This is a genomic window from Flavobacterium sp. Root186, from assembly GCF_001428525.1.
Lineage (GTDB): Bacteria > Bacteroidota > Bacteroidia > Flavobacteriales > Flavobacteriaceae > Flavobacterium.
The window spans coordinates 272998-296211 of the sequence record NZ_LMHW01000014.1; the positions used below are offsets into that span (position 1 = coordinate 272998).

Sequence of the window (23214 nt, forward strand, 5' to 3'; positions counted from 1 at the left end):
TAAGTTATATAAGAAATTTAAGTTTGACTCTGACTGTAATACTTTAATAGTTCATATAAGCAGTTTTTGTAATAAAGCTCAGAACTGAACACTAAAAAACTGAATACTGAACACTAACTATTGAATTCCTTCAGAAGTCATTACAACTCGTTTCATTGTTCCGTCTTTATTATAAAATAATTTATCTACACAAACTGATCTTCTGAAACTTCCTCCGTGCGGAATTGACGCTCCGTTATGATAAATAAAATACGATTGTCCTTTAAAATCAATTATCGATTGATGATTCGTATTACTGTTCCCGGCCAATTCATTCAAAATTCCTTTAAATTCCCACGGGCCTGTAATGGACTTGCTCATAGCATAGGCGATTTTCTCCGGAAACTCATACGCATAAGACAAATAATACCAGTTTTTATGTTTGTGAATCCACGGTGCTTCTGTATAATTTGGAAGTTTTATATGATGAATTTCTCCATCTATTTCCGTCATATTCTCTTTTAATTTTGCATAATGGCAGGCTGTGTTTCCCCAAAACAAATAAGCTTGCCCATCTGTATCGATATAAACTGTGGGGTCGATATCATCCCAGCTTATGTCGCTAAATTTGGTCATGTCATTTGTAATCAAAGCTTTGCCTAAAGCATCTTTAAAAGGCCCAATTGGGTTGTCTGAAACCGCAATTCCAATAGCTTTTCCGTGTACAGTGCCATGTTCTACCGTTACATACCAATAAAATTTTCCGTTTTTTTCAATTACCTGTGAAGCCCATGCATCACTTTTTGCCCATTTGAAATCAGTCACTTTTAACGGAACCGGATGCGATTCCCATTTTTTCATATCAGACGACGAATACACTACCCATTCATTCATCTTATAAAAATTAAAATCATTTGGCGCTTCATCATGACCTGCGTATAAATACACTTTATCTTTATAGACCAATGCCGCAGGATCGCCAGTATATTGATCTTTAATAATTGGATTATTGAATTTTGCGGGGTCAATTTGGCTTTGAACTGTTTGACAGAAGGCAAGCAAAACTAAAAGTGATACTATATTTTTCATTATGATTGTTTTACACATTATATTTTCTCGCAGATTTTGCAGATCAGGCAGATTTTTTATCCTTTTAATCCTTTAATCTGTGGCTTTTATTTTAACACATAGAGACATAGAATTCTTTGTGTTGAAAAAGGCGTTTCACTTAGTTTTAATACATATAGCTATGCGATTTATTTGAAGTGAAACATCTTATACGATTTGTTAAGCTATGTTTCTATGTGTTTGAAAAAATTTAAGTTTGGAATTTGGAATTTAAAAAAATTGGGGTTTAATTAATTTTCTTGCCCCAAACCGGTAATCCTGTTGACGTTAAACCTGAGTAACTCAAGGTTACTTTTCTGGTTGCTGATTCCCAATCCCAGGCATCGGTTACATTACATTTTACTCCGTTTACGGTTAAGATTTTTTTTGCGCTGTCGTAAGACCATGTTCCGTTTGCATCGCCACTCACTTTTTTATCTGCCGTTAAATTTATTGTAACCGATTTTTGAATGGTTTTGTATTGATAATTCATGGTGATCTGTTCCCAGGTTCCCACAAAACTTCCTTCAGAAATTGTCGTTGTCGGCACTCCCGCATAACGTTCTGCTTCGACTACCGGCCAGCCATCTTCTGTCCATTCGATGCCGCGAACATGCCCCATCATAACAGCATTAGAAACTGCGATTCCGGCAACACCCTCAGGTAAACGTGCCTGAGAAGCATAATACCATTTTTTAGTATCTGGATTTTGAAAAACTGCACAATGCGCAAATCCAACCCAGCCCGTGTGATTTTTAAATTGATATGGATGCGTCAACATCGGATAACATTCTGCACCGTTTGTAATGCTGATTCCAGTATTGGTCACATAAGGCCCTAAGATATTTTTGGAACGAGCAACACGCGTATTGTAAGCAACTGATAATTCATCATAAGCCAAAAACAAATAGTAATATTGCGTTTCTGGATTATAGATAATTTCCGGACCTTCGAGTGCCTGCCAACGGTTTGTATTTACATTTCCGCGTCCTGCAATTCGTACTCCGTAATCGTCAATTGTTTTTAATTTATCCGGTTTTCCTGTGGTTGGATTTAGTTTTAAAGCTGCAATTCCGGAATGCCAGGAACCGTAAATTAAGTACTGGTCGCCTTCAGGAGTCTGGATAAAACTTGGATCAATGGCGTTGAATTTAAAATAAGCATCCCAATCGTTGCCGCCGTTTCGAACGTAACTTTTTACGCCGTCTGGTTCAGAGCAAACTACCATTCCTTTGTCGACCCAATTGTTAGATGCCAAATCATTTGTTTCGGCTAAGCCAATGAAAGCGCGTTCTGTCCAGGAAGTGTTCGTGTCTGTTCCTACAATAGGATTCGTCACTACAATGCTGTAATACATTCTGTAAATATTACCCACTCTTCGAACGCAAGGTGCCCAATAGCCGTAATTCGGATTTTCTATTGGAGGTAAGGCCGGACTCATTCTTGCTCTTTTATTGTTTAAAGAATCTTTTACCCAAGCCGGAGCCTGATTCATTGAAGATCCCATAAATTCCCAATTGATTAAATCCTTAGATCTTCTGTAGAAAAAATGTCCGTTGCCTTCGTGGGCATTTCCGTACGAAGCATCTGTTTGATACATATAATAATAATCACCACATTTTTCTACCGATGGATCGTGCACGTTAGCTAAATTCCATTGTGCTCTGCTTCCCCAACTTGAAATTGAAGTATAATTATCAGCATAGGTTGGTCCGGGAAAAGCAGGTGTAACTACCGGCGGTTCGACCACTACCGGCGGAACCGGAGTTTCATTTGTTGCAGGATCATCCTTTGAACAACTTACTACCGCAAGAGCAATTAAAAAGACTCCTATATAAGAAGCTATTTTTAAAATGGAATTAGATTTTTTCATCTTTTTTTATCTTTTATTTTCCTTCTAAAACCACAACTGAGAAAGGAGGAATAGTAATTTCAAGTTTTCCTTTTTTGTTTTCGAAACCTTTAAAAACTGTCGGAACAATTTTGTTAGGGGTGTCGAATGAATTGTAATCTTGCAATTTAGCCGATGTGATAATACTTCCTGTAAACGTTTTTACGCCAAGATCATTTACATCAATTTCTATTTTGTTTTTGTTTTTAGCATCCACATTTACTAAAGAAATATGAACTGCACCGTTTTTATCTTTTGAAGCTGATGCCGAAACTGCAGGAAGTGTTTCTCCGTTAAAAGTATAATTTGGAGAAGTAAAACTTACCGGCAATAATTTTGCATCCTGATGCACGCTATACATTTTCATGACATGATACGTTGGTGTTGTAATCATTTTTGCTTTATCCGTAAGGATTACGGCTTGTAAAACGTTTACACATTGAGCAAGGTTTGCCATACGAACTCTATCAGCATGATTGTTGAAGATGTTTAGTGTTGCTCCGGCCAGAACAGCATCTCTCATTGTATTTTGCTGATATAAAAACCCAGGATTTGATCCTTTTTCAACTTCATACCAACCTCCCCATTCGTCAACGATCATGGCTACTTTTTTCTCAGGATCGTATTTGTCCATAATAGCCGAATGTTTTGTAACCAATTCTTCCATTTTTAAAGCGGACTGCATGGTTTTGAAATACCCTTCTTCAGTAAAATTTCTATCGTCTCCTTTTTTGCCCCAGTCGATTACAGCATAATGATGCACTCCAACACCGCCCAACATATTGATCGGAATGTTTTTCATTAAAACTTCGGTCCAGTTATAATCGGCGCTGTTTGATCCTGATGCAATACGAGTGATTCCACCTGTGTTTTCCCAATCCGACATAAAAGTTGCGAATTTTCTATACTCTCCAGCATAATATTCTGCCGTCATATTTCCTCCGCATCCCCAGGCTTCATTTCCAATTCCCCAGAATTTTACTTTCCATGGTTCTGTTCTTCCGTTTTTTTTACGCAAATCACTCATCGGACTTTTACCGCTGAAATTGGTGTATTGAACCCAGTCCGATAATTCCTGAACTGTTCCGCTTCCTACATTTCCTGACAAATACGGTTCTGCTCCAAGAAGCTCGCACATATTTAGGAAATCATGCGTTCCAAAACTGTTATCTTCTGTAACGCCGCCCCACCATTTGTTTACAATAGTTGGTCTTTGTTCTTGAGGGCCAATTCCATCTTTCCAATGGTACGTATCAGCAAAACAGCCTCCCGGCCATCTTAAATTTGGAATTTTCAAATCTTTTAAAGCTGCTATAATATCATTTCTAACTCCTTTTGTATTTGGAATTTTCGACGTGTCTCCCACAAAAAATCCACCGTAAATACAACGGCCTAAATGCTCTGCAAAATGACCATAAATGTTTTTGTCAATTGTTGGGGCATCCGTAGTGTTTTTAATGGTTATTGAGGTCTGCGCAAAATTCTGCTGACTGCAAAACGAAATAAGAAATGTGATTAAAAGTGCTTTTTTCATAGTGGTTTTTATTGTAGAGGAAAGCCCGAAAACTTTCCTCTGAATTTTAATTTTTTAATAAGAAAGTGTCGGCCATCCTGATGACCAAGTAAAGTATACAATTTCGAGTTTTGGATTTCCATTATCAGCTCCATCGTAATAATGGACGGCTCCTTTTTGAGTTCCTGTGATTCTGGACAAATGTCCTGGACCTATATAATTTCCTTGTGAAGCCAGAACTGTTGTTCCGCCGCCACTTTTTAAAGAAACTCCATTTTTATCAACAAAAGGTCCAAACGGACTTGTCGAACGTCCAACTACAATATAATAGGTACTGTTTACACCATTGCAGCAAGTACCGCGATTCACAAACATATAATAATAACTTCCTTCCTTGATTAAACAAGGAGCTTCCCAGGATGCACTATTTCCACCCGCAACAATGGTTTTGCTTCCTGTTGTTTTTCCTGTTGAAGGATTAATTTGAATTACGCCAATACCTGCGTGCCAAGAGCCATAAGCCATATAAACATTACTTCCATCTACCAAAATAGAAGGATCAATTGCATTAACATCTGATGCCGATGAAGAAGAAACAACAACGCCTCTATCTGTCCAAGTTGTTCCGGCGCTCTGCGAAATAGCCGGCGTTGTCACCAATCCTATTGCAGATGTGGCTGAGCCAAAAGTAGAACAGGAATAATACATATTCCATCTGTTGTTAAACCAGGCAACATCCGGAGCCCAGAAAGTCTTAACGAATCCTGGAACATAACCTGTAATCCAGCTTGGTGTTGATGAGAAAACCGATGTTCCCCATGTCCAGCTTGTTAAATTTGTTGAATAAGTTACTGGAATATTATCTCCAGTAGTAAAAACATAATAATTAACGCCGCTTTTTACAATCGTACTCGGATCGTGCGAAGGCACATTTCCGCTGACAGTTTTAGCTGTTAGATTTTTTGTTTGAGAATTTTGAGTTGCTGCTGCATCCTCACTTAAAGGGACTATGACATCTTCATTTTGACAACTTACTAATAATACTGCTAATAAAACCAAACTTGTAATTGTTTTCATTTGATATAATTTTAGTTCATGTGTTAATAATTATCTCTACAATCTCATTCTGTTTTTTTTTAAGATAAATATCATGTGAAGATTTTGAGGTCTCCACATGATATTAAGTATTCTAACTAACTCAAAATTTATTTTTAGTCGCAGTTTACAGTTTACAGTCCCAGTCTCACTGTAAACTGTGACTGAATACTGAGACTGTGAACTGAAAACTCAATAACTGTCGTTTTGAACGGTTCCGGGATTATTATCCATTTCTAACTGTGGAATTGGAAAATATTCACGTCCTGCCGTATACGAATTAAACTCGGCGTCTCGTGCTTTCAGCCATGCTAATTTTGTAGGGTTTTGAAGCCATCCCCAACGGCGTATATCGTCGAAACGGTGGCCTTCCAGAGGAAATTCTAAAAACCTTTCGTGCCCAATTTGTTCTCTCATCTGGTCTTGATTCATTCCAGGTTTTGTAACTGATAAATCTGGCAGATTAACTCTGTTTCTAACCATTTGAATATACGTATACGCTCCCGATGTATCTCCTGTTTCATTTAAAGTTTCGGCATACATTAAAAGTATATCGGCATATCTTAACAAACGTTCGTTAATACCAGAACGCCAGTCGTATTCGTCTGCAAATTCACCATCAGAATTTTGATATTTTCTGCAGAACAAATCGTTTAAATCTCCGGGGCTTGCAGCATAAAAAGCAGCAAAATCCCTTCCGTACAATTTTGTTCCCGGTTTATTGTAAAATATTGTGGCATCTAAACGCGGATCAACATCTCCAGTTTTTGTTTTTTCTTCCTGAAATTCGTTAAATAGTGCCCATGTTGGCTGCACATCTGTCCATCCGAAAGCTCTTGGTGCATAAGTGATTGCACGTGCAGATGTTTTACCCCAGCCAGATGCTGGAGCACCTCCCCAGCCTAAATCGACACCGCCGGCATCTCTGCTAAATTGTACTTCAAACAGCGATTCTAAATTGTTTTCGTTTGCTGTAGTAAAATTATCGCGATAGTTTGAAACCAAAGAATAAACTCCTAAATCAATAACTTGTTTAAAAGTAGTTCTGGCATTTGTAAAATCTTTAGTAAACAAATATGCTTTTCCTAAATATCCTAAAGCCGCTCCTTTTGTAGCACGTCCTTTTTGGCCAGCATCCAGACCTGTAATGCCAACGTAAGAATTAGGCAGTAATTCGGATGCTGTTTTAAAATCAGCAATAACCTGAGCCCAGCCTTCTTCATTTGACTTTTGCGGATGATAGACCTCAACATCTAATGGAATTGGTACATTTTTAAACATATTTACCGCATGAAACAAATACAGTCCTCTTAAAAAATAGGCTTGTCCTAAAATTCTGTTTTTGAGTGCTGCGTCTTCAAATTCAATATCAGGAACATTTGTTAGAACCTGATTGGCACGATAAATACCTTGATAATAAGTTTCAAAAGCCCATCCGTAAATAGCTGCATCAGCCACATTGGAGTTAAAATGTCCAACGTTATACATCGATGGCCACGGGCTGTTTGTACGAGAATCATCGGCTTTTGCATCTAGCAATAATGGTGTACTTCTCATGTACGTGCCATCTGTTAATAAGCTTCCGTATACGGCGTTAATTCCTTCAAGTGCATCCTGATCTGTTTTCCAAAAAGAATCTACTGCATCATTATTTGGGTCGAGTTGGGTCAAATCTTCATCATCAACACAGCTTGTTGCTACAACAGCCAGTGAAAAGAAAACAGCTATATAGTTAAATATTTTATATTTCATTTTAATACGTTTTTAGTTGGTTAGGCTAGTTTAAAAATTTACTTCAACACCCAAAGAAATTGTTCTTGGATTTGGAAAAGATCCTGCATCATATCCTCTTGAAAGTAGTCCGTCACTATTAAAATCAGGATCATAACCCTTGTATTTTGTGATCGTCAATAAGTTCTGCCCATTTATGTAAACCTTAGCGCTTTGAATAAATTTATCTTTTAACGGAATGTTATACCCTAATTCCATTGTTTGCAGTCTTACATAATCACCGCTTTCAATAAATCTGTTTGAGTCTCTTGAATTTCCGTTTGGATCGCCAATAACCGGAGCCGGAACGTTCGTATTAGTATTTGTAGGCGTCCAGTAATTTAACTCGTCTGTGTGATGATTTGTATATTGTCCAATCATCAAATTGCGGTACATAGCATTGAAAATTTTATTTCCGCCGCTGCCCTGCCAGAACATTGAGAAATCAAAATTGGCATAAGAAGCGCTAAAATTCACTCCAAAACCATATTTAGGAATTGTTACCCCTTGAAAAGTTCTATCGGCATCTGTAATCGCACCGTCGCCGTTTACATCTTTAAATTTAATATCGCCGGGAGCCGCTCCAGTTTGTGTTGGAGAAGCGGCAACCTCAGCAGCGTTTTGGAAAATACCAATTGCTTCCCAGGCAAAAAGTTCACCCACAGATCTTCCTACTTCTGTTTTTGAAACTGCTCCGTAAAGTGGATTTGAGTTCACTCCAATTTTGGTAACTTCATTTTTCAGCGTTCCAAAATTTGCTGAGATATCATATTTAAATTTATGGTGATGATTACTGTATGATGCTGTAAATTCTAAACCATGATTTTTCATGTCTCCTGCATTAGTAAAAATACTTGCCGGAAAAGCTCCTGTAGAAAACGGCAGGGGTACCGTAACTAAAATATCTGTAACTTTTTTAGAAAAATACTCTGCTGTAAATTGTAAGTCATTATTAAAAAAACCAAGTTCTAATGCAATATTACTGCTGCTTGTTTTTTCCCATTTTACATTTGGATCAAGAGAACTTACTACGGTTGTGCCCGGTGCCAGTTCGTTGTTAAAATCATATCCTGCGAAACTGTTTACTGTTGAAGCAAAAAAGTATTGCGGAATTGTATTATTACCCAATGTACCGTAACCCCCTCTAAGTTTAATATTGCTGATCCATTTTGGTAAGCTTATAAACTTTTCGTTGCTGATTTTCCATCCTCCAGAAAAAGAATAGAAATTTGCCGAATTATTGATCTCACTAAAAAGAGAGGTTTTGTCTTGTCTAAAATTTGCCTGTAGCAAATACCTGTCATCATAAGAATAATTTAATCTGCTGATATAAGATATTCCGGTTATTGTAAACTTATATTCACCTGCATCTCTTGAATCTGCGTATTGCATCATACTGATTTCACCAGGTTTAAAACCTACACCTCTTGACCAGTGATTGTAATTATCTCTTTTTTCCTGAATCCATCCGGCAAGAGCGTCTAGTTTATGTTTTCCAAGTGTAACTTCATAAGTCAATAAATTATTCAGGAACGTTCTTAGTTCATTCCCATTAGAAATATCTAAAGAAGCTTCATCATTTGTGGTAATATAATACCATCCTAAATCACTTGGCGGAATAAATTTTCTGTTTTGCCAGTCTGTTCTGTCATAACTTACATCGAGTTTATATTTTAACCCTTTTACGATTTCAATTTCGCCCCAGACATCGCCAATGAAACGATTTCTTTTTCCATTATTTTCAATTAGGTTATTGTACCCAATTGGGTTCATCGAAATAGCTCTTTGAGTCAAATTGTCCGTACCGCCGTATCCGCCCAATCTGTTAGAATCATAAACAGGCATTGTTGGAACTGCTCCCAAAATATCGCTGATTGCGGTTTGTCCCACATTGTATTCATTGAAAATTTCTTTATCAGATTGTGTGTAGCCCATTTTTACACCATATTTGAATTTTCCTTTTTTACCATTCAAATTCAAATTAGTTGATAATCTTTCATAGTCCTGAGGCGTTTTAATATAACTGGTGTTTTTAAAATAATCGACATTAAAACTATAGGCTATGCTTTCTGCACCTCCGTTAAGTGTAAGCGCCTGATTTTGTATAACTCCCGTTTGTAAAGCTTCTTTCTGCCAGTCTGTGTTTACATTTGTAATATAAGAAGGGCTGTTAGGATCATTTCCCGGTGCAATACTTACCGGAACACCCGCTCTGATATCTCTGTTTCTTTCAGCTTCGCTGGTAATTTTTTGATAGCCTGCACGATCCGTAACATCCCATTTTTTAGTTACATTCTGAAGTCCTACGATCGATTTGAATTTAACATCCATTCGGCCCGCTTTGCCTTTTTTTGTTGTAATAATTACAACTCCATTTGCACCGCGAACACCATAAATTGCTGCAGAAGAAGCATCTTTTAAAACCTGCATCGATTCTATTTCTCCCGGAGCAAAATCATAAGGAGCGTCTACCATAATTCCGTCAATTACAAAAAGCGGATTGTTATTGGTAAATGAAGTTATCCCTCTGATTTTGATATTTACAAAACCTCCCGGCTCTCCTGATGATTGTACGGTTACACCCGGAACTTGTCCTTGCAGCATTTTTGCCGCATCATAAGTAACTGTTTTTTTTGCCGACTCTAAGTTTACAACACTTACAGAACCGGTTAGGTCTGATTTCTTTTGAGTTCCGTAACCGATAACAACAACTTCATTTAATTTGTTGGTGTCTTCGTTTAAGGCTACGTCTATTTTTAATTGATTTGCTACTGGGATTTCACGATTTTGAAATCCTATAAATGAATAAACTAAAACATCTGTCGAAGATGCTTTAATCGTATACTCTCCGTCAAATCCAGTTGTGACAACTGTTTTGGTTCCTTTTATCATAATGTTCACCCCCGGCAAAGGCAGATTGTCTTGTGCCGAAGTAACAACTCCATTAATCGTTTTGCCTTGAGCCGACATTTGATTAACAGAAAATAGTAGCATGCAAATTGCTAAAATCCAGTCTTTTTTTGGCAATAAAAAATTGCAGTAAAAAATTAATTGTTGGTTTGTTATCATACTGGTTTGTTTAAGGTTGGTTTTGTGGTTAGTTAATAAGTGTTAATCTTACATTTGTAAATTTAACTAAAAAAAAACCGCAAAAACAAATTAATATGACAAAAAAAGAACTGAAAAAAAACATATATCGTAAATTAAGTGTATTAGTAACATTTAAAAAATTGATGTTTTTTTCAAAAAAGAAACGTTTTTTACGAGTTAATTGTGTAAAAACTACACTTTTAATCAAAAAGCCACTTTTTAATCAAAAAAACAGCCTATGGAGAAAAAATATAAATCAGTTGTTTTTTAATCACTTAAATACGGTCAACTTGTTGTTTTTGTAAATAAAAACCTAATTAAATAATTTATTTTTTTAACTTTTTTTCAAAAAACTGTCCTGTATTGTCCTGTTTTTGACTTAAAAAAATCTTAAAAAAGAAAAATGAATGTTATTTTTGTGCAAAAAGTGATTTTTTTAACTCTATTTTTGAAGTGTTATTTGTGTAAGTGTGAAATCTACATTAATAAATTATGAAACAATTGAGGAAGTTTATATCTTTACCAATAAAATATTGAATATGCTAAACAATTATAGCTCTGCCGATAAGGTTTTACTAGCGGTAGATTGTATTATTTTTGGATTCGACAATGACGGTTTAAAAATACTTTTAATTCAAAGAGATTTTGAACCCGAAAAGGGAAAATGGTCTCTAATTGGGGGGTTTTTAAAACGTGATGAAGTTCTAGACGATGCGGCTATCCGAATTTTAAATACATATACAGGTCTGAACGATATCTATATGGAGCAGTTATATGCTTACAGTGAAATTGATCGTGACCCGGTCGAAAGAACAATTTCGGTTTCGTATTTTGCCTTGATTAATATCGAAAACCATAATGAAGAACTAATTAAAAATTATCACGCAGAGTGGTTTCCAATAAACGATGCACCGCACTTAATTTTTGACCATAACGAAATGGTTCAAAATGCGATAAAAAGACTTCGTTATAAAACTTCGATAAAACCAATTGGATTTGAATTGCTGCCGGAAAAGTTTACTATGCGCCAGCTGTTAGAATTATATGAAGCGATTTTAAGCAAAGAATTAGATAAAAGAAACTTTATCAGTAAAATAAATTCTCTTGAAATCCTGAATAAACTGGATGAAAAAGATATGCAGTCGTCCAGAAAAGGATCTTATTTGTACACCTTTAATAAAGAAAAGTACGAAGAGAAATTACTTAACGATTTTATACTGAATTTATAAAGAAAAGTTTAGCCACAGATTAAAGGATTAAAATGATTTTTAAAATCCGTGTGAATTTCTTTTAATCTATAGCTATATACTAAAAAAACAAAACCCTGAAATCCACAATTTTCAGGGTTTTTTCTTCAATAAAACTACTATTAAAAAAATAAACAAAATTATTTATTATCTTCTTAACCCTGCTTTAAGCGATTATTATGAACACTAACCGCTAAAACAAATTAATAAGTGTAAAATTTACATTTGCAAATGTAAGCAAAATATATCTTCAAAAACAAGAAATTGTTTTTTTATTTTTTTTATTAATTTATCGCTATATTTTTCAAACAAAAAGCAGTTTTACTGTGATATAAACAATACCTATGCTAAAATTCATTGTCTACTTATTACAAAGAATTGCGCATAATTAAGGATGATTTGTTTTCGATTTGTTCCTTTTTTCCTTTAAGAACCATTTCCGCTAATATTTTTCCCATGGCTTCAAAATGTGTCGAAATGGTAGTAATTCCATTGGCGGCAATTTTTTTCAGCGGCGTCTCATTATAAGATATAATTCCAAAATCAGAGCCGAGTTTTAAGTTTTTATCCCGGGCATTTTCGATTACACGAACCAAATCACGATCATTCGGAATTATATATAAATCTCCTGCGGTAATTTCTCTATTTGTAAATTCAGCAATAACTTCCGATTCAAAATTATATTCTATACAAAAATCTTCAAAACCCAATTTCATTCCCAGCGGTTCTCTAAAACCTGGAAAAATCAAAATCAGTTTTTTGTATTTACGCAATCGCTCTTTTCCTCTTTGCAGTCCTTCAAAAATATCCTTTTGGTGATTTTGATAAATGGCCGGATATATTTTCAAATCAGGATTAGTCTGATCCAGTATAATTACGTCACCTACTGGTAGGGTTTTTATTGAAGCAACGATATCTTTTAAATTTGTTGGCATCAAAATGTATTTGGTATAATTGCCATTGCTGTCGTTTATCAGTTTTTGAAAAACCTGACTGTTGAAATGATGAAAGAAAATATCGACCTGAACATTTTTTCCTATGCTGCTTAAAAAGGAGTTATAAATATCTTCCTTAAAAATATTCAGCTCATCAAAAAGCAAAAAAATCTTTTGTTTTATAGTGATTTCAACGCTTTTAACGTAATATCCTTTTCCGGGAATGGCATAAATAATTCCTCTTTTTTTGAGTTCATCATAACCCAGCAAAACGGTATCTCGCGATAACGAAAATGCGAGACAGACTTTATTTACTGACGGAAGCCTGTCGCCTTTTACTAATTTTTCTTCTTCAATTGCTTTTTCTATTGAAAGAATTATCTGCTTATATTTTGGCAGACCAATGTTGTTTTGAATCGAAATTATATTCATAGGAAAAGAGAAATTTTGTGCAATATACAAAAACTGGTAGGTACTGGTATGTAAAAATAAAGAAATATTTCTATTTTTGAATTTCATTATTGGTAAAATTTATATGGAAATAAAACATAAATCGCATTTAAAGGAAACTTATAATTCTAAATCTTTTGGTTTCACGTCAGATAACAACGAAATTCTTTCTTTTGAATTATCGAATAAAAAAGGCATGAAAGTTCAGATTACAAATTATGGAGCAACCGTAACGTCTTTACAAGTTCCCCTTTCTAACGGAAATCTTGTTGATGTTGTTTTGGGTTTTGATTCTGTTTCTTCTTACTTAGAGTCTTATTTACTGCCAAGTGCTCCTTATTTTGGAACAACCGTTGGGCGTTATGCTGGAAGAATTAATAAAGGAACTTTTTCATTAAATGGGAAAACGTACGAGTTGGCCAAAAACAATAATGGAAATTCCCTGCATGGCGGAAATAATGGTTTTGGAAGAAAAGTTTGGAATGTTACCAATCAAACCGTGGGCGAAAATCCTTCAATAACATTTAGTCTTATCAGTGAAGACTTAGATGAAAATTATCCGGGAGAATTACATGTCGATTTAACCTATACTTTGACAGAAGACAATGAACTGGAATTAGATTATAAAGCGGCTTCAACAGAAGATACCATTATAAATTTAACGCATCACAGTTATTTTAATCTGGATGGACACGATGGCAGCGTTTTGAATCAGACGGTTTTTATTGATGCTGAAAAATTAGTAGAGACGAACCACGAGAATATCCCAACCGGTAAATTTATCGATCTTACAAATCATGATTTTGATTTTAGAACAGCGAAAAGTTGTCCGGTTTCAATAGATAATTCTTTTGTAATTGAGCCAACAAATAATGCTGCTGCGGTTTTAGCGAGCTCAAAAAATAATCTAAAAATGAGCGTTTACACCAATCAGCCAAGTGTACATATATATGTGGGCGGAAACTGTTTTGATGTTTTAAAAGGAAAAAACGATGTTGTTTATCATAAAACAAGCGGTATTTGTTTTGAAACCCAAAATTTTCCAGATGCTCCAAATCAGGCACATTTTCCAAATTCTGTTTTGAAAAAAGGCGAAGAATATAATCAGAAAACCGTTTATAAATTTGAAAATATAAACTAAGAACAACAAACCAATTACACTATAATGAATGATATTTTAATACAAAATACTACTGCTTTTTTTGAGAAATCATTTGGCTCTAAGCCTGAAAAAGTGGTGCTTTCTCCTGGAAGAATTAATATTATTGGAGAACATATTGATTACAATGACGGTTATGTTCTGCCGGCTGCAATTGATAAAGTGATTTGTTTTGCATTTGAAAAAAACAATTCAAGAAAATCAAAAGTAATCGCAATTGATTTAAATGAAGAATTTGAAATTGATTTAACTGAAGAAGTAAAGCTGAGTGATGTTGTCTGGACCAATTACATTCGCGGTGTTATAAAACAATTGCAGGATAACGGATATTCGTTTGAAGGTTTCAACTGTGTTTTTAGCAGTAATATTCCGGTTGGGTCTGGATTGTCTTCTTCTGCAGCTTTAGAATGCGGAACGTTATTCGGAATTAAACAGCTTTTTGATTTAAAAATTGAAAAAGTTGATATAGCACTATTAGGACAAAAAGCGGAACACTGGGTTGGTATTAACTGCGGAATTATGGATCAGTTTTCGAGTGTTCACGGTCTTGAAAATAAGGTAATAAAACTAGATTGCAATACGCTTGATTTTGAATATCACAATGCTGATTTTAAAGATTATTCATTGATTTTAATGGATAGTAATGTAAAACATTCTCTTTTTACATCTGAATACAACACACGCAGAATTGAGTGTGAGCAAGGGTTAGCGATTATTAAAAGTAATTTCCCTGAAGTAAAAAGTTTCAGAGATTGTTCTGAAGAGCAACTTTTAAGTATTCAGGATAAAATGAGCGAAACGGTTTTTAAAAGAGTTCATTTTGTTGTAAAAGAAATCAACCGAGTTATAAAAGCCTGCGAAGCGCTGGATAAAGGAGATATTGAACTTTTAGGACAATTGCTTTTTGAAACGCATTATGGTTTATCGCAGGAATATGAAGTAAGCTGCGCAGAGTTAGACATGCTTGTAGACACTGCAAAAGCAGATGACGCCATTATTGGTTCTCGTGTTATGGGAGGCGGTTTTGGTGGCTGTACCATAAATTTAATTAAAAAAGGACATGAAAATCAGGTTAAAAGTAAGTTTTCAAATCTTTATTTAGATACATTTGGGATTGAATTAAAATTTTATGACGTAAAAATCTCAAACGGAACAACATTACTTTAATACCACACACAACACAATGAAAAATTTTGACATTAACGAAGATCCTCACAGACGTTTTAATCCCTTAATTAATGAATGGGTTTTGGTTTCACCTCATCGTGCAAAACGTCCGTGGCAGGGACAAAATGAAACCATTTCAACAGAATCACTTCCTAAACACGACCCCGAATGTTATTTATGTCCGGGAAATGTTCGTGCAAACGGAGTTAGTAATCCGGCATACAAAAGCAGCTTTGTTTTCGACAATGATTTTGCTGCTTTAAAACAGGATGAAATTATTTTTGAAGAAGATATTAAACATACATTTTTTAAGGCAAAACCAGAACAGGGAATTTCGAGAGTGGTTTGTTTTTCTCCAAGACACGACCTTACGCTTCCGGAAATGGAAGTTTCGGATATTGAAAACATTGTAAAAACCTGGCAGAAAGAATATACTGATTTAGGGAATATAAAATACATTAACCACGTTCAGATTTTTGAAAATAAAGGAAGTGTTATGGGTTGCAGCAACCCGCACCCGCATGGGCAGATCTGGGCACAGTCTTCATTGCCAACTCAGGTTGAAAAAACACATAACAGCTTAAAATCGTATTTTGATAAAAATCATAGAACTCTATTAGAAGATTACGTTCAGGCCGAATTAAAAGTGGGAAGCCGTATCGTTATCGAAAACGAACATTTTGTGGCATTAGTTCCGTTTTGGGCAATCTGGCCTTACGAAACTATGATTGTAAGCAAAAGAGCCATCAGCAAAATCACTGATTTTACTGCTGAAGAAGTTTCGGCTTATGCCAAAATTTTAAAGCAGTTAACAATCAAATATGATAATTTATTCAACACTTCATTTCCGTATTCGTCAGGAATTCATCAGGCACCAACAGACGGTTTTGATCATCCGGAATGGCATTTTCACATGCATTTTTATCCGCCGCTGCTTCGTTCTGCAACCGTAAAAAAATTCATGGTGGGTTACGAAATGATGGGAGAATCTCAAAGAGATATTACTCCTGAAAAAAGTGCCGAAATTTTAAGACAACAGGCAGATGTACATTATAAAATTGCAGTAAAAATTGACTAAAATTTTACGCTAATAGCCTGTAATTTGAAAATTTAACAGAATTACTTACTTATAAATGTAAATAACACATTTAAAGTAGTTGTTTTTAAAGTTTTTATTTTAAATTTGGCTTTCATTCTTGTTTTGATAAAAAAATAACAGAATAAAAACACATATTTCATTTTTAAACACATAAAACCACATAAATATTAATTTCAATTTTAACTTAAACAATCACCTATACTAATTATCTAAAATACTATTAACAATGAACCAGAACCTTGCTTTCGCAGATTATGCGGTTTTTATTATTTATTTCATCGTAGTTTCCGTCTACGGTTACACAGTTTACAGTAAGCGTAAAAAAGATGAACACGATGCAAAAGCTTACTTTTTGGCTGAAGGAAATTTAACATGGTGGGCTATTGGAGCTTCGTTAATTGCCTCAAACATTTCAGCTGAACAATTTATCGGAATGAGCGGTGAAGGTTTCTTTTTAGGAATTGCCGTTGCAGCTTATGAATGGCTTGCAGCTGTTGCACTTATTATTGTAGCAGTTTGGTTTATTCCTGTATATCTTAAAAACAAGATTTACACCATGCCTCAATTCTTAAAAACACGTTATAACGAATCTACAGCCTTGATTATGGCCGTTTTCTGGTTGTTTTTATATGTTTTTGTAAACTTAACTTCTATCCTGTATTTAGGTGCTGTTGCTATTAATGGTCTTGCTGGTGGAGAATATCTTCACGTAATCATGGTAGGGTTAGCCGTTTTTGCTTTAATTATCTCTTTAGGAGGTATGAAAGTTGTTGCTTATACCGACGTTATTCAGGTTGCTGTTTTAATTATTGGCGGACTTGTAACTTCGTATATTGCTTTGACAACTGTAGGTCAGTATTTTGGAGTTGGTGAAAATGCAATTGCAGGTTTTAAAGTTTTAATGAAAGAAGCTCCGGAGCATTTCAAAATGATTATTCCAAAACCAACTGCAACTTCATCTCAACTTGATATTGACAAATATTTGACTTTTCCTGGTTTAATGTCTTACGTTGCAGGTATATGGATCATCAACCTGAACTATTGGGGATGTAATCAATACATTACACAAAGAGCATTAGGTGCCGACTTGCAAACTGCTCGTACAGGTATTTTATTTGCTGGTATGTTAAAATTATTAATGCCTTTAATCGTAATGCTGCCAGGTATTGCTGCTTATGTTTTATACCAAAACGGGCATTTACCACAATTAGTTGGAGGAAAAGACGGAGCTTATTCTGCTGTATTAACATTCTTGCCAACTGGTTTAAAAGGACTTTCTGTAGCGGCTTTGACTGCGGCAATTGTAGCTTCATTGGCTGGAAAAGTAAATAGTATTTCGACTATTTATACTTTAGATATCCATAAAAAATACATTCAAAAAGAAGCTGGCGAAAAGCAACAGGTAAACATTGGTAGAATTGCCGTTTTTGCTGCTATGCTTTTAGCTGTATTATTTACATGGAATGACATTCTTGGAATTGGCGGTGTTGGTGGTTTCACTTACATTCAAAAATATACGGGATTTATCAGCCCTGGAGTTTTTGCTATGTTCTTCCTTGGTATGTTCTGGAAAAGAACGACAGGAACAGCTGCTATTGTTGGGGTAATTTTAGGATTTGTATTGTCTGTTTTATTCAACGAATATGCTCCAATGTTATTCGGAAACGACACATTATTGTATACTGCTTATCCTAACGGAAAAGGAGCTTACGAAATTCCTTTCCACATTTGTATGGGATTATCATTCTTCTTTACGATGTTAGCTATGATCGGAATCAGTTTTGCTGGCCCTAAAGTAAATCCAAAAGCGTTTGAAATAGACTCTGAAATGTTTAAAGTAAAACCACAAACAACAGTTTTAATTGTAATTACATTACTGATTATCGTAGCATTGTACGTTAAATTCTGGTAATTTTTTAATAAGTAATTTTGAAGTGAAAAGGGATCCTGAATGGGATCCCTTTTTGTTTTAAATCATTAAAGTTTTGTTTTTTTATTTTAACAAGAAAAAACATTTATACAAACATTTTAATTACTTTTAGACCAGTAATTAACCAAAATAAATAAAAAATGAAAAAACTAATTTTTGCTTTATTTATTATTTCCGGAACTGCTTTTGCTCAGGACATGGAAGTAGTAAAAGGAAACTTTGATTTCTTAAAAGATCAAAAAGAAATCAATACAATATTTGATTATAGCAGCTTCACTATGATGAAAGAAAAAAAATCTGAAGCACAATACATTAAAGAACACAAAGCCGATTTAGACGAAAAAGCAAAAGGAAACGGAAACCTTTGGGAAAAAAGATGGGTTGTTGCAAAAGATCAAATCTGGACACCAAAATTTTTAGAAATAGGAAATGTTGTATTATCTAAAGCTGGTAAAGATGTAAATTTTCAGGAAGGATTAAATACTCCTTATACTTTAATTGTACAAACGGTATGGATTTACCCAGGATGGGATGCTGGAATCATGAAACAGCCGGCAAAAGTTACTACAAATTTAAAATTTGTTGAAACGGCAAACAAATCAAATGTTTTACTGGAAATTACAAGCGAAGATGCTCCCGGAGATCAATGGGGAAGTAATTTTAGTAATGAAACAAGAATTGGGGAAGGATTTGCCAAAACTGCAAAATCGTTATCTAAGCTTTTGTTGAAAAAAGCATTCAAATAAAACCAAAACAAAGCCCTGATTATTCAGGGCTTTGTTCTTTTTGCATATTGAGTAAATACGCCATATTTGCTATAACGTGATCATGTTTCTTGACAAAAGAATTCTCTTCGTTCCAAACATATCCTGCTAAAACAGCACAAATTTTTTCTTTTACTTCAGGATTTTCCGGCTGATGGAAAAACAAAGTCTGCAGATTTCCGGTATACCATTCCTGCACATAAGTTGTAAATACCGAAATACCGCGTTTCATATATTGTGTAAATTCAGCTTCCCAGTCAACAGGAATTCCCTGCGATTCTTTTAAGTATAATTTTGCCGCCAGCATTCCAGACTCCGTTGCAAAAGCTACTCCGGACGAAAAAACCGGATCAAGAAATTCAGAACTGTTTCCTGTCAAAGCAAAACCGTCTCCATACATTCTTTTTACTGCTCTCGAATAATTCTCCAGTTTTACTGGTTCAAACAAAAACTCAGTTCCTTTAAATCTTTGAATATAATAATCTGATAGCTGAATAGCGTTTTTCAAAGCCTCGGCATTATCTTTATTTTCCGAAAGCGAATTAATAAAATCTGTTGGTCCAACAACACCTAAACTTGTGTTTCCGTTAGAAAACGGAATTACCCAAAGCCAGACTTCCGTTTCTAAAATATCAAACGAAATCTGCGTTCCTTCCTCACCTTCGGGTCTGTTAATATCTTTTACGTGTGTAAAAATCGAAGAATGCGGATCTAATTTCGACGGAGTATCCAAATCTAAAAGTCTTGGCAAAACACGTCCGTATCCGCTCGAATCAACAATAAATTTAGCGTGGATTTCTTTTAAATTTCCTGCTGCATCTTTTACAATTGTTTTTGAATTTTTTCCTTCAAAAGAAACTTCCAGAACCTCTGTTTCAAATTCCAGATCAACACCTTTTCGCACTACTTCCTGCGCCATTGTGTTATCAAAATCAGCTCTCGGAATCTGCCAGGTCCAATCCCAGCCTTCTCCAAATTTTTTACTGAAATCAAAAACACAGATCTCTTCGCCTCTAATAAAACGGGCTCCCAATTTCTTTTCAAAGTTCATTGAATTAAGAGCATCAAACAATTCTGCTTCCGCAAAATGATCCATTACTCTCGGAATTAAGCTTTCGCCAACAACCAGTCTCGGAAACTTCTGTTTCTCAACAACTTTTACCTTAACATTGTTTTTATGAAGATACGATGCCGACACGCATCCGGACGGTCCGGCGCCTATTACTAAAACATCTACAAACTCCTTTGTCATAATAAAAATATTATCAATTATTAACCTACATTTGCCATCATCAAAATAACTACATTTATTTTGATAAATAAAATTAAATTAGCACAACCAAAAACGATTTAATGAATACAATTAATGAATATTTAAGTTTAGCAGAGTTTGAAGCCATAATCTTTGGAAATCAAAAAGTTACAATCAGTGATGTAGTTCTAAACCGAGTAAACGAAAGCTTCAATTTCTTAAAAGAATTCTCTGGGAATAAAGTAATTTACGGGGTAAACACAGGCTTTGGCCCAATGGCACAATACAGAATTAAAGAGTCTGATCAAATTCAGCTTCAATATAATTTAATTCGCAGTCACTCTTCAGGAACCGGAAAACCATTAAATGCAGCTTGTGCAAAAGCAGCTATTTTGGCTCGATTAAATACACTTTCATTAGGAAATTCTGGTGTTCATCCGTCAGTAATTCATTTAATGTCTGAACTTATCAACAGAGATATTACTCCTTTAATATTTGAGCACGGCGGTGTTGGTGCCAGCGGCGACTTAGTACAATTATCTCATTTAGCATTAGTTTTAATAGGCGAAGGTGAAGTTTTTTATAAAGGAGACAGAAGACCAACTCAGGAAGTTTTCGAAATTGAAGGCTTAAAGCCAATTCAGGTAGAAATTAGAGAAGGTCTGGCATTAATCAACGGAACTTCTGTAATGACAGGAATTGGCGTTGTAAATGTATATCACGCTAAAAAATTATTAGACTGGTCATTAAAATCTTCTTGCGCCATAAACGAATTGGTTCAGGCTTATGACGATCATTTCTCTGCAGAATTAAACCAAACAAAACGTCATAAAGGACAGCAGGAAATTGCTGCAAAAATGCGTCAGAATCTTTCAGACAGTACATTAATCCGTAAAAGAGAAGATCATTTATATTCTGGAGAAAACACCGAAGAAATCTTCAAAGAAAAAGTTCAGGAATATTATTCATTAAGATGCGTTCCTCAAATTTTGGGGCCGGTTTTAGAAACAATTAATAACGTAGCTTCTATTCTCGAAGACGAATTTAACTCGGCAAACGACAACCCAATTATCGACGTAAAAAATCAGCACGTTTATCACGGAGGAAATTTCCACGGAGATTATATTTCGCTGGAAATGGATAAACTGAAAATTGTTATTACAAAATTAACGATGTTGGCAGAACGTCAATTGAATTATTTATTGAATTCAAAAATCAACGAATTACTGCCTCCATTTGTAAATTTAGGAACCTTAGGATTTAATTTCGGGATGCAAGGTGTTCAGTTTACAGCAACTTCAACAACTGCCGAAAGTCAAATGCTTTCAAACCCAATGTATGTTCACAGTATTCCAAACAACAATGACAATCAGGACATTGTAAGTATGGGAACAAACGCTGCGGTAATTACCTCAAAAGTAATCGAAAATGCTTTTGAAGTATTAGCAATCGAAATGATTACTATTGTTCAGGCGATTGATTATTTAGAACAAAAAGATAAAATTTCATCGGTAACCAAAAAATGGTATGATGATGTTCGCAATATAATTCCAACATTTAAGGAAGATCAGGTAATGTATCCGTTTGTTCAAAATGTAAAAGATTATTTGATTAACAATTAATTGAACTGGAATCATATTTTAAAAACATGAAAAAAATATTTTTTTTATTTCTAATAACGGTTCAATTAATTAATGCTCAGGAACTGGCTTTGGTTAAAAAATCCGGTAAGTTTGGTCATATTACAAAAGAGGGAACTTTTGCCGTTGAACCAAAATTTGACAGCGCAAGAGATTTTTCTGATGGCTTAGCAGCTGTTAAACAGAATGGGAAATGGGGATATGTAGACCGTAAAGGGGCTTTTGTAATTCCTCCAACATTTGACAATGCCAGGGATTTCAACAGCGGAATAGCAGCTATTGAAAAAAAAGCTGTTTGGTATTACATCAATAAACAAGGTGAAATTCTAAAAGGTAATCCGGAATCTGATAAATTATTTGATTTTCATTACGGAGCAGCTTTTTTTAGACAAGCCGATAAAGTGGGACTTATCAATAATAAATTTGAAATTATTTTAGCTCCAAAATATGATGTGATTAGAGCTTTTTATAACGGTTATGCAAAAGCTGCAGTAAATGGAAAATGGGGAATTGTTGATCCTGCAGGAAAAGAAGTTGTTGAAGCTGTTTATGATGAAGTTGGGGATTATTACAACAACACAACCTGGGCAAAAAAGGGAAAAGATTTTGGACTGGTGCATAACGGACAGTTTATTAAAATAGACGATGTAAGTGAATTTGGCTCTTTTGGAACGCAAGATTTAATTGCTGCAAAAAAAGGCGCAAAATGGGGGTTTGTAAATTTTGAAGGACAATGGGTTCTTAAACCTCTATTTGATAAAGCAAAACCATTTTCTAATAATTTAGCACCCGTTTGCATTCGAGAAAAATGGGGTTATACCAATTTAGAGGGAATATGTGTAGTACAACCTATGTTTTATGATGCAGAGCCTTTTAGCGAAAACAAACTTGCTGCTGTAAACAAAGGATACGGCTGGGGATTTATTGATGAAACCGGCAAAGTAGTTATTCCGGCAGATTATGACATCTCTGCAGCTTTTGGAAGCTATATGCGCGAAGAAAAAGGATTCATCGGCGGATTAGCAAGAGTAAAACGCAGCGGTAAATGGGGGTTTCTTAAACCAAATGGAGACCTTTTGATCGAATGGTTTCAGAATGCTGAACTTTTTCAGGAATAAAAATAATT

Annotated in this window: 16 protein-coding genes; 8 read left to right on the forward strand and 8 right to left on the reverse strand. The window is 35.0% G+C overall.

Going from position 1 to position 23214, the window contains the following annotated elements; all coding sequences use genetic code 11:
• Positions 1–117 precede the first annotated feature (117 nt).
• The 6 genes from ASD98_RS18060 to ASD98_RS18085 form a co-directional block, all read right to left on the reverse strand.
• Positions 118–1068: a glycoside hydrolase family 43 protein gene (locus ASD98_RS18060; protein WP_056207042.1), complete on the reverse strand. Its 951-nt coding sequence runs from the start codon at positions 1066–1068 to the stop codon at positions 118–120.
• 265 nt (positions 1069–1333) lie between these two features.
• Entirely contained in the window at positions 1334–2959 is a 1626-nt protein-coding gene (locus ASD98_RS18065; RefSeq protein ID WP_056207044.1) for an arabinan endo-1,5-alpha-L-arabinosidase, read from the reverse strand.
• A gap of 13 nt (positions 2960–2972) precedes the next feature.
• On the reverse strand, positions 2973–4511 hold the full coding sequence (locus tag ASD98_RS18070) for an alpha-N-arabinofuranosidase (protein WP_056207047.1): 1539 nt from the start codon (positions 4509–4511) through the stop codon (positions 2973–2975).
• A 54-nt stretch (positions 4512–4565) separates the two neighbouring features.
• On the reverse strand, positions 4566–5567 hold the full coding sequence (locus ASD98_RS18075; RefSeq protein ID WP_056207049.1) for an arabinan endo-1,5-alpha-L-arabinosidase: 1002 nt from the start codon (positions 5565–5567) through the stop codon (positions 4566–4568).
• 210 nt (positions 5568–5777) lie between these two features.
• Positions 5778–7337 carry a RagB/SusD family nutrient uptake outer membrane protein gene (locus ASD98_RS18080; protein ID WP_056207052.1) on the reverse strand — a complete coding sequence of 520 codons (1560 nt, stop codon included), beginning with the start codon at positions 7335–7337 and terminating at the stop codon, positions 5778–5780.
• A gap of 30 nt (positions 7338–7367) precedes the next feature.
• Positions 7368–10424, reverse strand: coding sequence for a TonB-dependent receptor (locus tag ASD98_RS18085; RefSeq protein ID WP_082577887.1), 3057 nt, complete (start codon positions 10422–10424; stop codon positions 7368–7370).
• A 560-nt stretch (positions 10425–10984) separates the two neighbouring features.
• Between ASD98_RS18085 and ASD98_RS18095 the strand changes: the two genes are divergently transcribed.
• Positions 10985–11674: an NUDIX domain-containing protein gene (locus ASD98_RS18095; protein ID WP_056207436.1), complete on the forward strand. Its 690-nt coding sequence runs from the start codon at positions 10985–10987 to the stop codon at positions 11672–11674.
• A 386-nt stretch (positions 11675–12060) separates the two neighbouring features.
• Here the strand turns inward: ASD98_RS18095 and ASD98_RS18100 are convergent, their stop codons facing one another.
• Complete coding sequence (locus ASD98_RS18100) at positions 12061–13059, reverse strand: GntR family transcriptional regulator (RefSeq protein WP_056207438.1); 999 nt, start codon at positions 13057–13059, stop codon at positions 12061–12063.
• Positions 13060–13162: 103 nt separating this feature from the next.
• Between ASD98_RS18100 and ASD98_RS18105 the strand changes: the two genes are divergently transcribed.
• The 5 genes from ASD98_RS18105 to ASD98_RS18125 all read left to right on the forward strand — a co-directional run bounded on the left by ASD98_RS18105 (position 13163) and on the right by ASD98_RS18125 (position 19178).
• On the forward strand, positions 13163–14218 hold the full coding sequence (locus ASD98_RS18105; RefSeq protein ID WP_056207058.1) for an aldose epimerase family protein: 1056 nt from the start codon (positions 13163–13165) through the stop codon (positions 14216–14218).
• 24 nt (positions 14219–14242) lie between these two features.
• Positions 14243–15403 carry a galactokinase gene (galK, locus tag ASD98_RS18110; RefSeq protein ID WP_056207060.1) on the forward strand — a complete coding sequence of 387 codons (1161 nt, stop codon included), beginning with the start codon at positions 14243–14245 and terminating at the stop codon, positions 15401–15403.
• Between the two features lie 16 nt (positions 15404–15419).
• The gene (locus ASD98_RS18115; RefSeq protein ID WP_056207062.1) at positions 15420–16481 is read left to right on the forward strand and encodes a UDP-glucose--hexose-1-phosphate uridylyltransferase; all 1062 of its coding nucleotides are present in this window, start codon (positions 15420–15422) and stop codon (positions 16479–16481) included.
• A gap of 247 nt (positions 16482–16728) precedes the next feature.
• The gene (locus ASD98_RS18120) at positions 16729–18414 is read left to right on the forward strand and encodes a sodium/sugar symporter (RefSeq protein WP_056207065.1); all 1686 of its coding nucleotides are present in this window, start codon (positions 16729–16731) and stop codon (positions 18412–18414) included.
• Positions 18415–18572: 158 nt separating this feature from the next.
• A complete protein-coding gene (locus ASD98_RS18125; RefSeq protein WP_056207067.1) occupies positions 18573–19178 on the forward strand; it encodes a hypothetical protein in 606 nt (201 codons plus the stop codon).
• Positions 19179–19197: 19 nt separating this feature from the next.
• On the opposite strand, the gene ASD98_RS18130 is transcribed toward ASD98_RS18125, so the two are convergent.
• On the reverse strand, positions 19198–20448 hold the full coding sequence (locus ASD98_RS18130; protein ID WP_056207069.1) for an NAD(P)/FAD-dependent oxidoreductase: 1251 nt from the start codon (positions 20446–20448) through the stop codon (positions 19198–19200).
• Positions 20449–20549: 101 nt separating this feature from the next.
• Here ASD98_RS18130 and hutH point away from each other — a divergent pair, with 101 nt between their 5' ends.
• Both hutH and ASD98_RS18140 read left to right on the forward strand, forming a co-directional pair.
• The gene (hutH, locus tag ASD98_RS18135; RefSeq protein WP_056207071.1) at positions 20550–22070 is read left to right on the forward strand and encodes a histidine ammonia-lyase; all 1521 of its coding nucleotides are present in this window, start codon (positions 20550–20552) and stop codon (positions 22068–22070) included.
• Between the two features lie 26 nt (positions 22071–22096).
• Positions 22097–23206, forward strand: a complete 1110-nt coding sequence (locus ASD98_RS18140) for a WG repeat-containing protein (RefSeq protein ID WP_056207074.1) — start codon at positions 22097–22099, stop codon at positions 23204–23206.
• Positions 23207–23214 lie beyond the last annotated feature (8 nt).

Excerpts from the sequence above, each read along its gene's own strand:
- ASD98_RS18060 (WP_056207042.1), bottom strand. The coding sequence starts at position 1,068 with ATGAAAAATATAGTATCACTTTTAGTTTTGCTTGCCTTCTGTCAAACA.
- ASD98_RS18105 (WP_056207058.1), top strand. The coding sequence starts at position 13,163 with ATGGAAATAAAACATAAATCGCATTTAAAGGAAACTTATAATTCTAAA.
- ASD98_RS18095 (WP_056207436.1), top strand. The coding sequence starts at position 10,985 with ATGCTAAACAATTATAGCTCTGCCGATAAGGTTTTACTAGCGGTAGAT.
- ASD98_RS18140 (WP_056207074.1), top strand. The coding sequence starts at position 22,097 with ATGAAAAAAATATTTTTTTTATTTCTAATAACGGTTCAATTAATTAAT.
- ASD98_RS18125 (WP_056207067.1), top strand. The coding sequence starts at position 18,573 with ATGAAAAAACTAATTTTTGCTTTATTTATTATTTCCGGAACTGCTTTT.
- ASD98_RS18120 (WP_056207065.1), top strand. The coding sequence starts at position 16,729 with ATGAACCAGAACCTTGCTTTCGCAGATTATGCGGTTTTTATTATTTAT.
- ASD98_RS18075 (WP_056207049.1), bottom strand. The coding sequence starts at position 5,567 with ATGAAAACAATTACAAGTTTGGTTTTATTAGCAGTATTATTAGTAAGT.
- ASD98_RS18100 (WP_056207438.1), bottom strand. The coding sequence starts at position 13,059 with ATGAATATAATTTCGATTCAAAACAACATTGGTCTGCCAAAATATAAG.
- ASD98_RS18115 (WP_056207062.1), top strand. The coding sequence starts at position 15,420 with ATGAAAAATTTTGACATTAACGAAGATCCTCACAGACGTTTTAATCCC.
- hutH (WP_056207071.1), top strand. The coding sequence starts at position 20,550 with ATGAATACAATTAATGAATATTTAAGTTTAGCAGAGTTTGAAGCCATA.
- ASD98_RS18065 (WP_056207044.1), bottom strand. The coding sequence starts at position 2,959 with ATGAAAAAATCTAATTCCATTTTAAAAATAGCTTCTTATATAGGAGTC.
- ASD98_RS18130 (WP_056207069.1), bottom strand. The coding sequence starts at position 20,448 with ATGACAAAGGAGTTTGTAGATGTTTTAGTAATAGGCGCCGGACCGTCC.
- galK (WP_056207060.1), top strand. The coding sequence starts at position 14,243 with ATGAATGATATTTTAATACAAAATACTACTGCTTTTTTTGAGAAATCA.
- ASD98_RS18080 (WP_056207052.1), bottom strand. The coding sequence starts at position 7,337 with ATGAAATATAAAATATTTAACTATATAGCTGTTTTCTTTTCACTGGCT.
- ASD98_RS18085 (WP_082577887.1), bottom strand. The coding sequence starts at position 10,424 with ATGATAACAAACCAACAATTAATTTTTTACTGCAATTTTTTATTGCCA.
- ASD98_RS18070 (WP_056207047.1), bottom strand. The coding sequence starts at position 4,511 with ATGAAAAAAGCACTTTTAATCACATTTCTTATTTCGTTTTGCAGTCAG.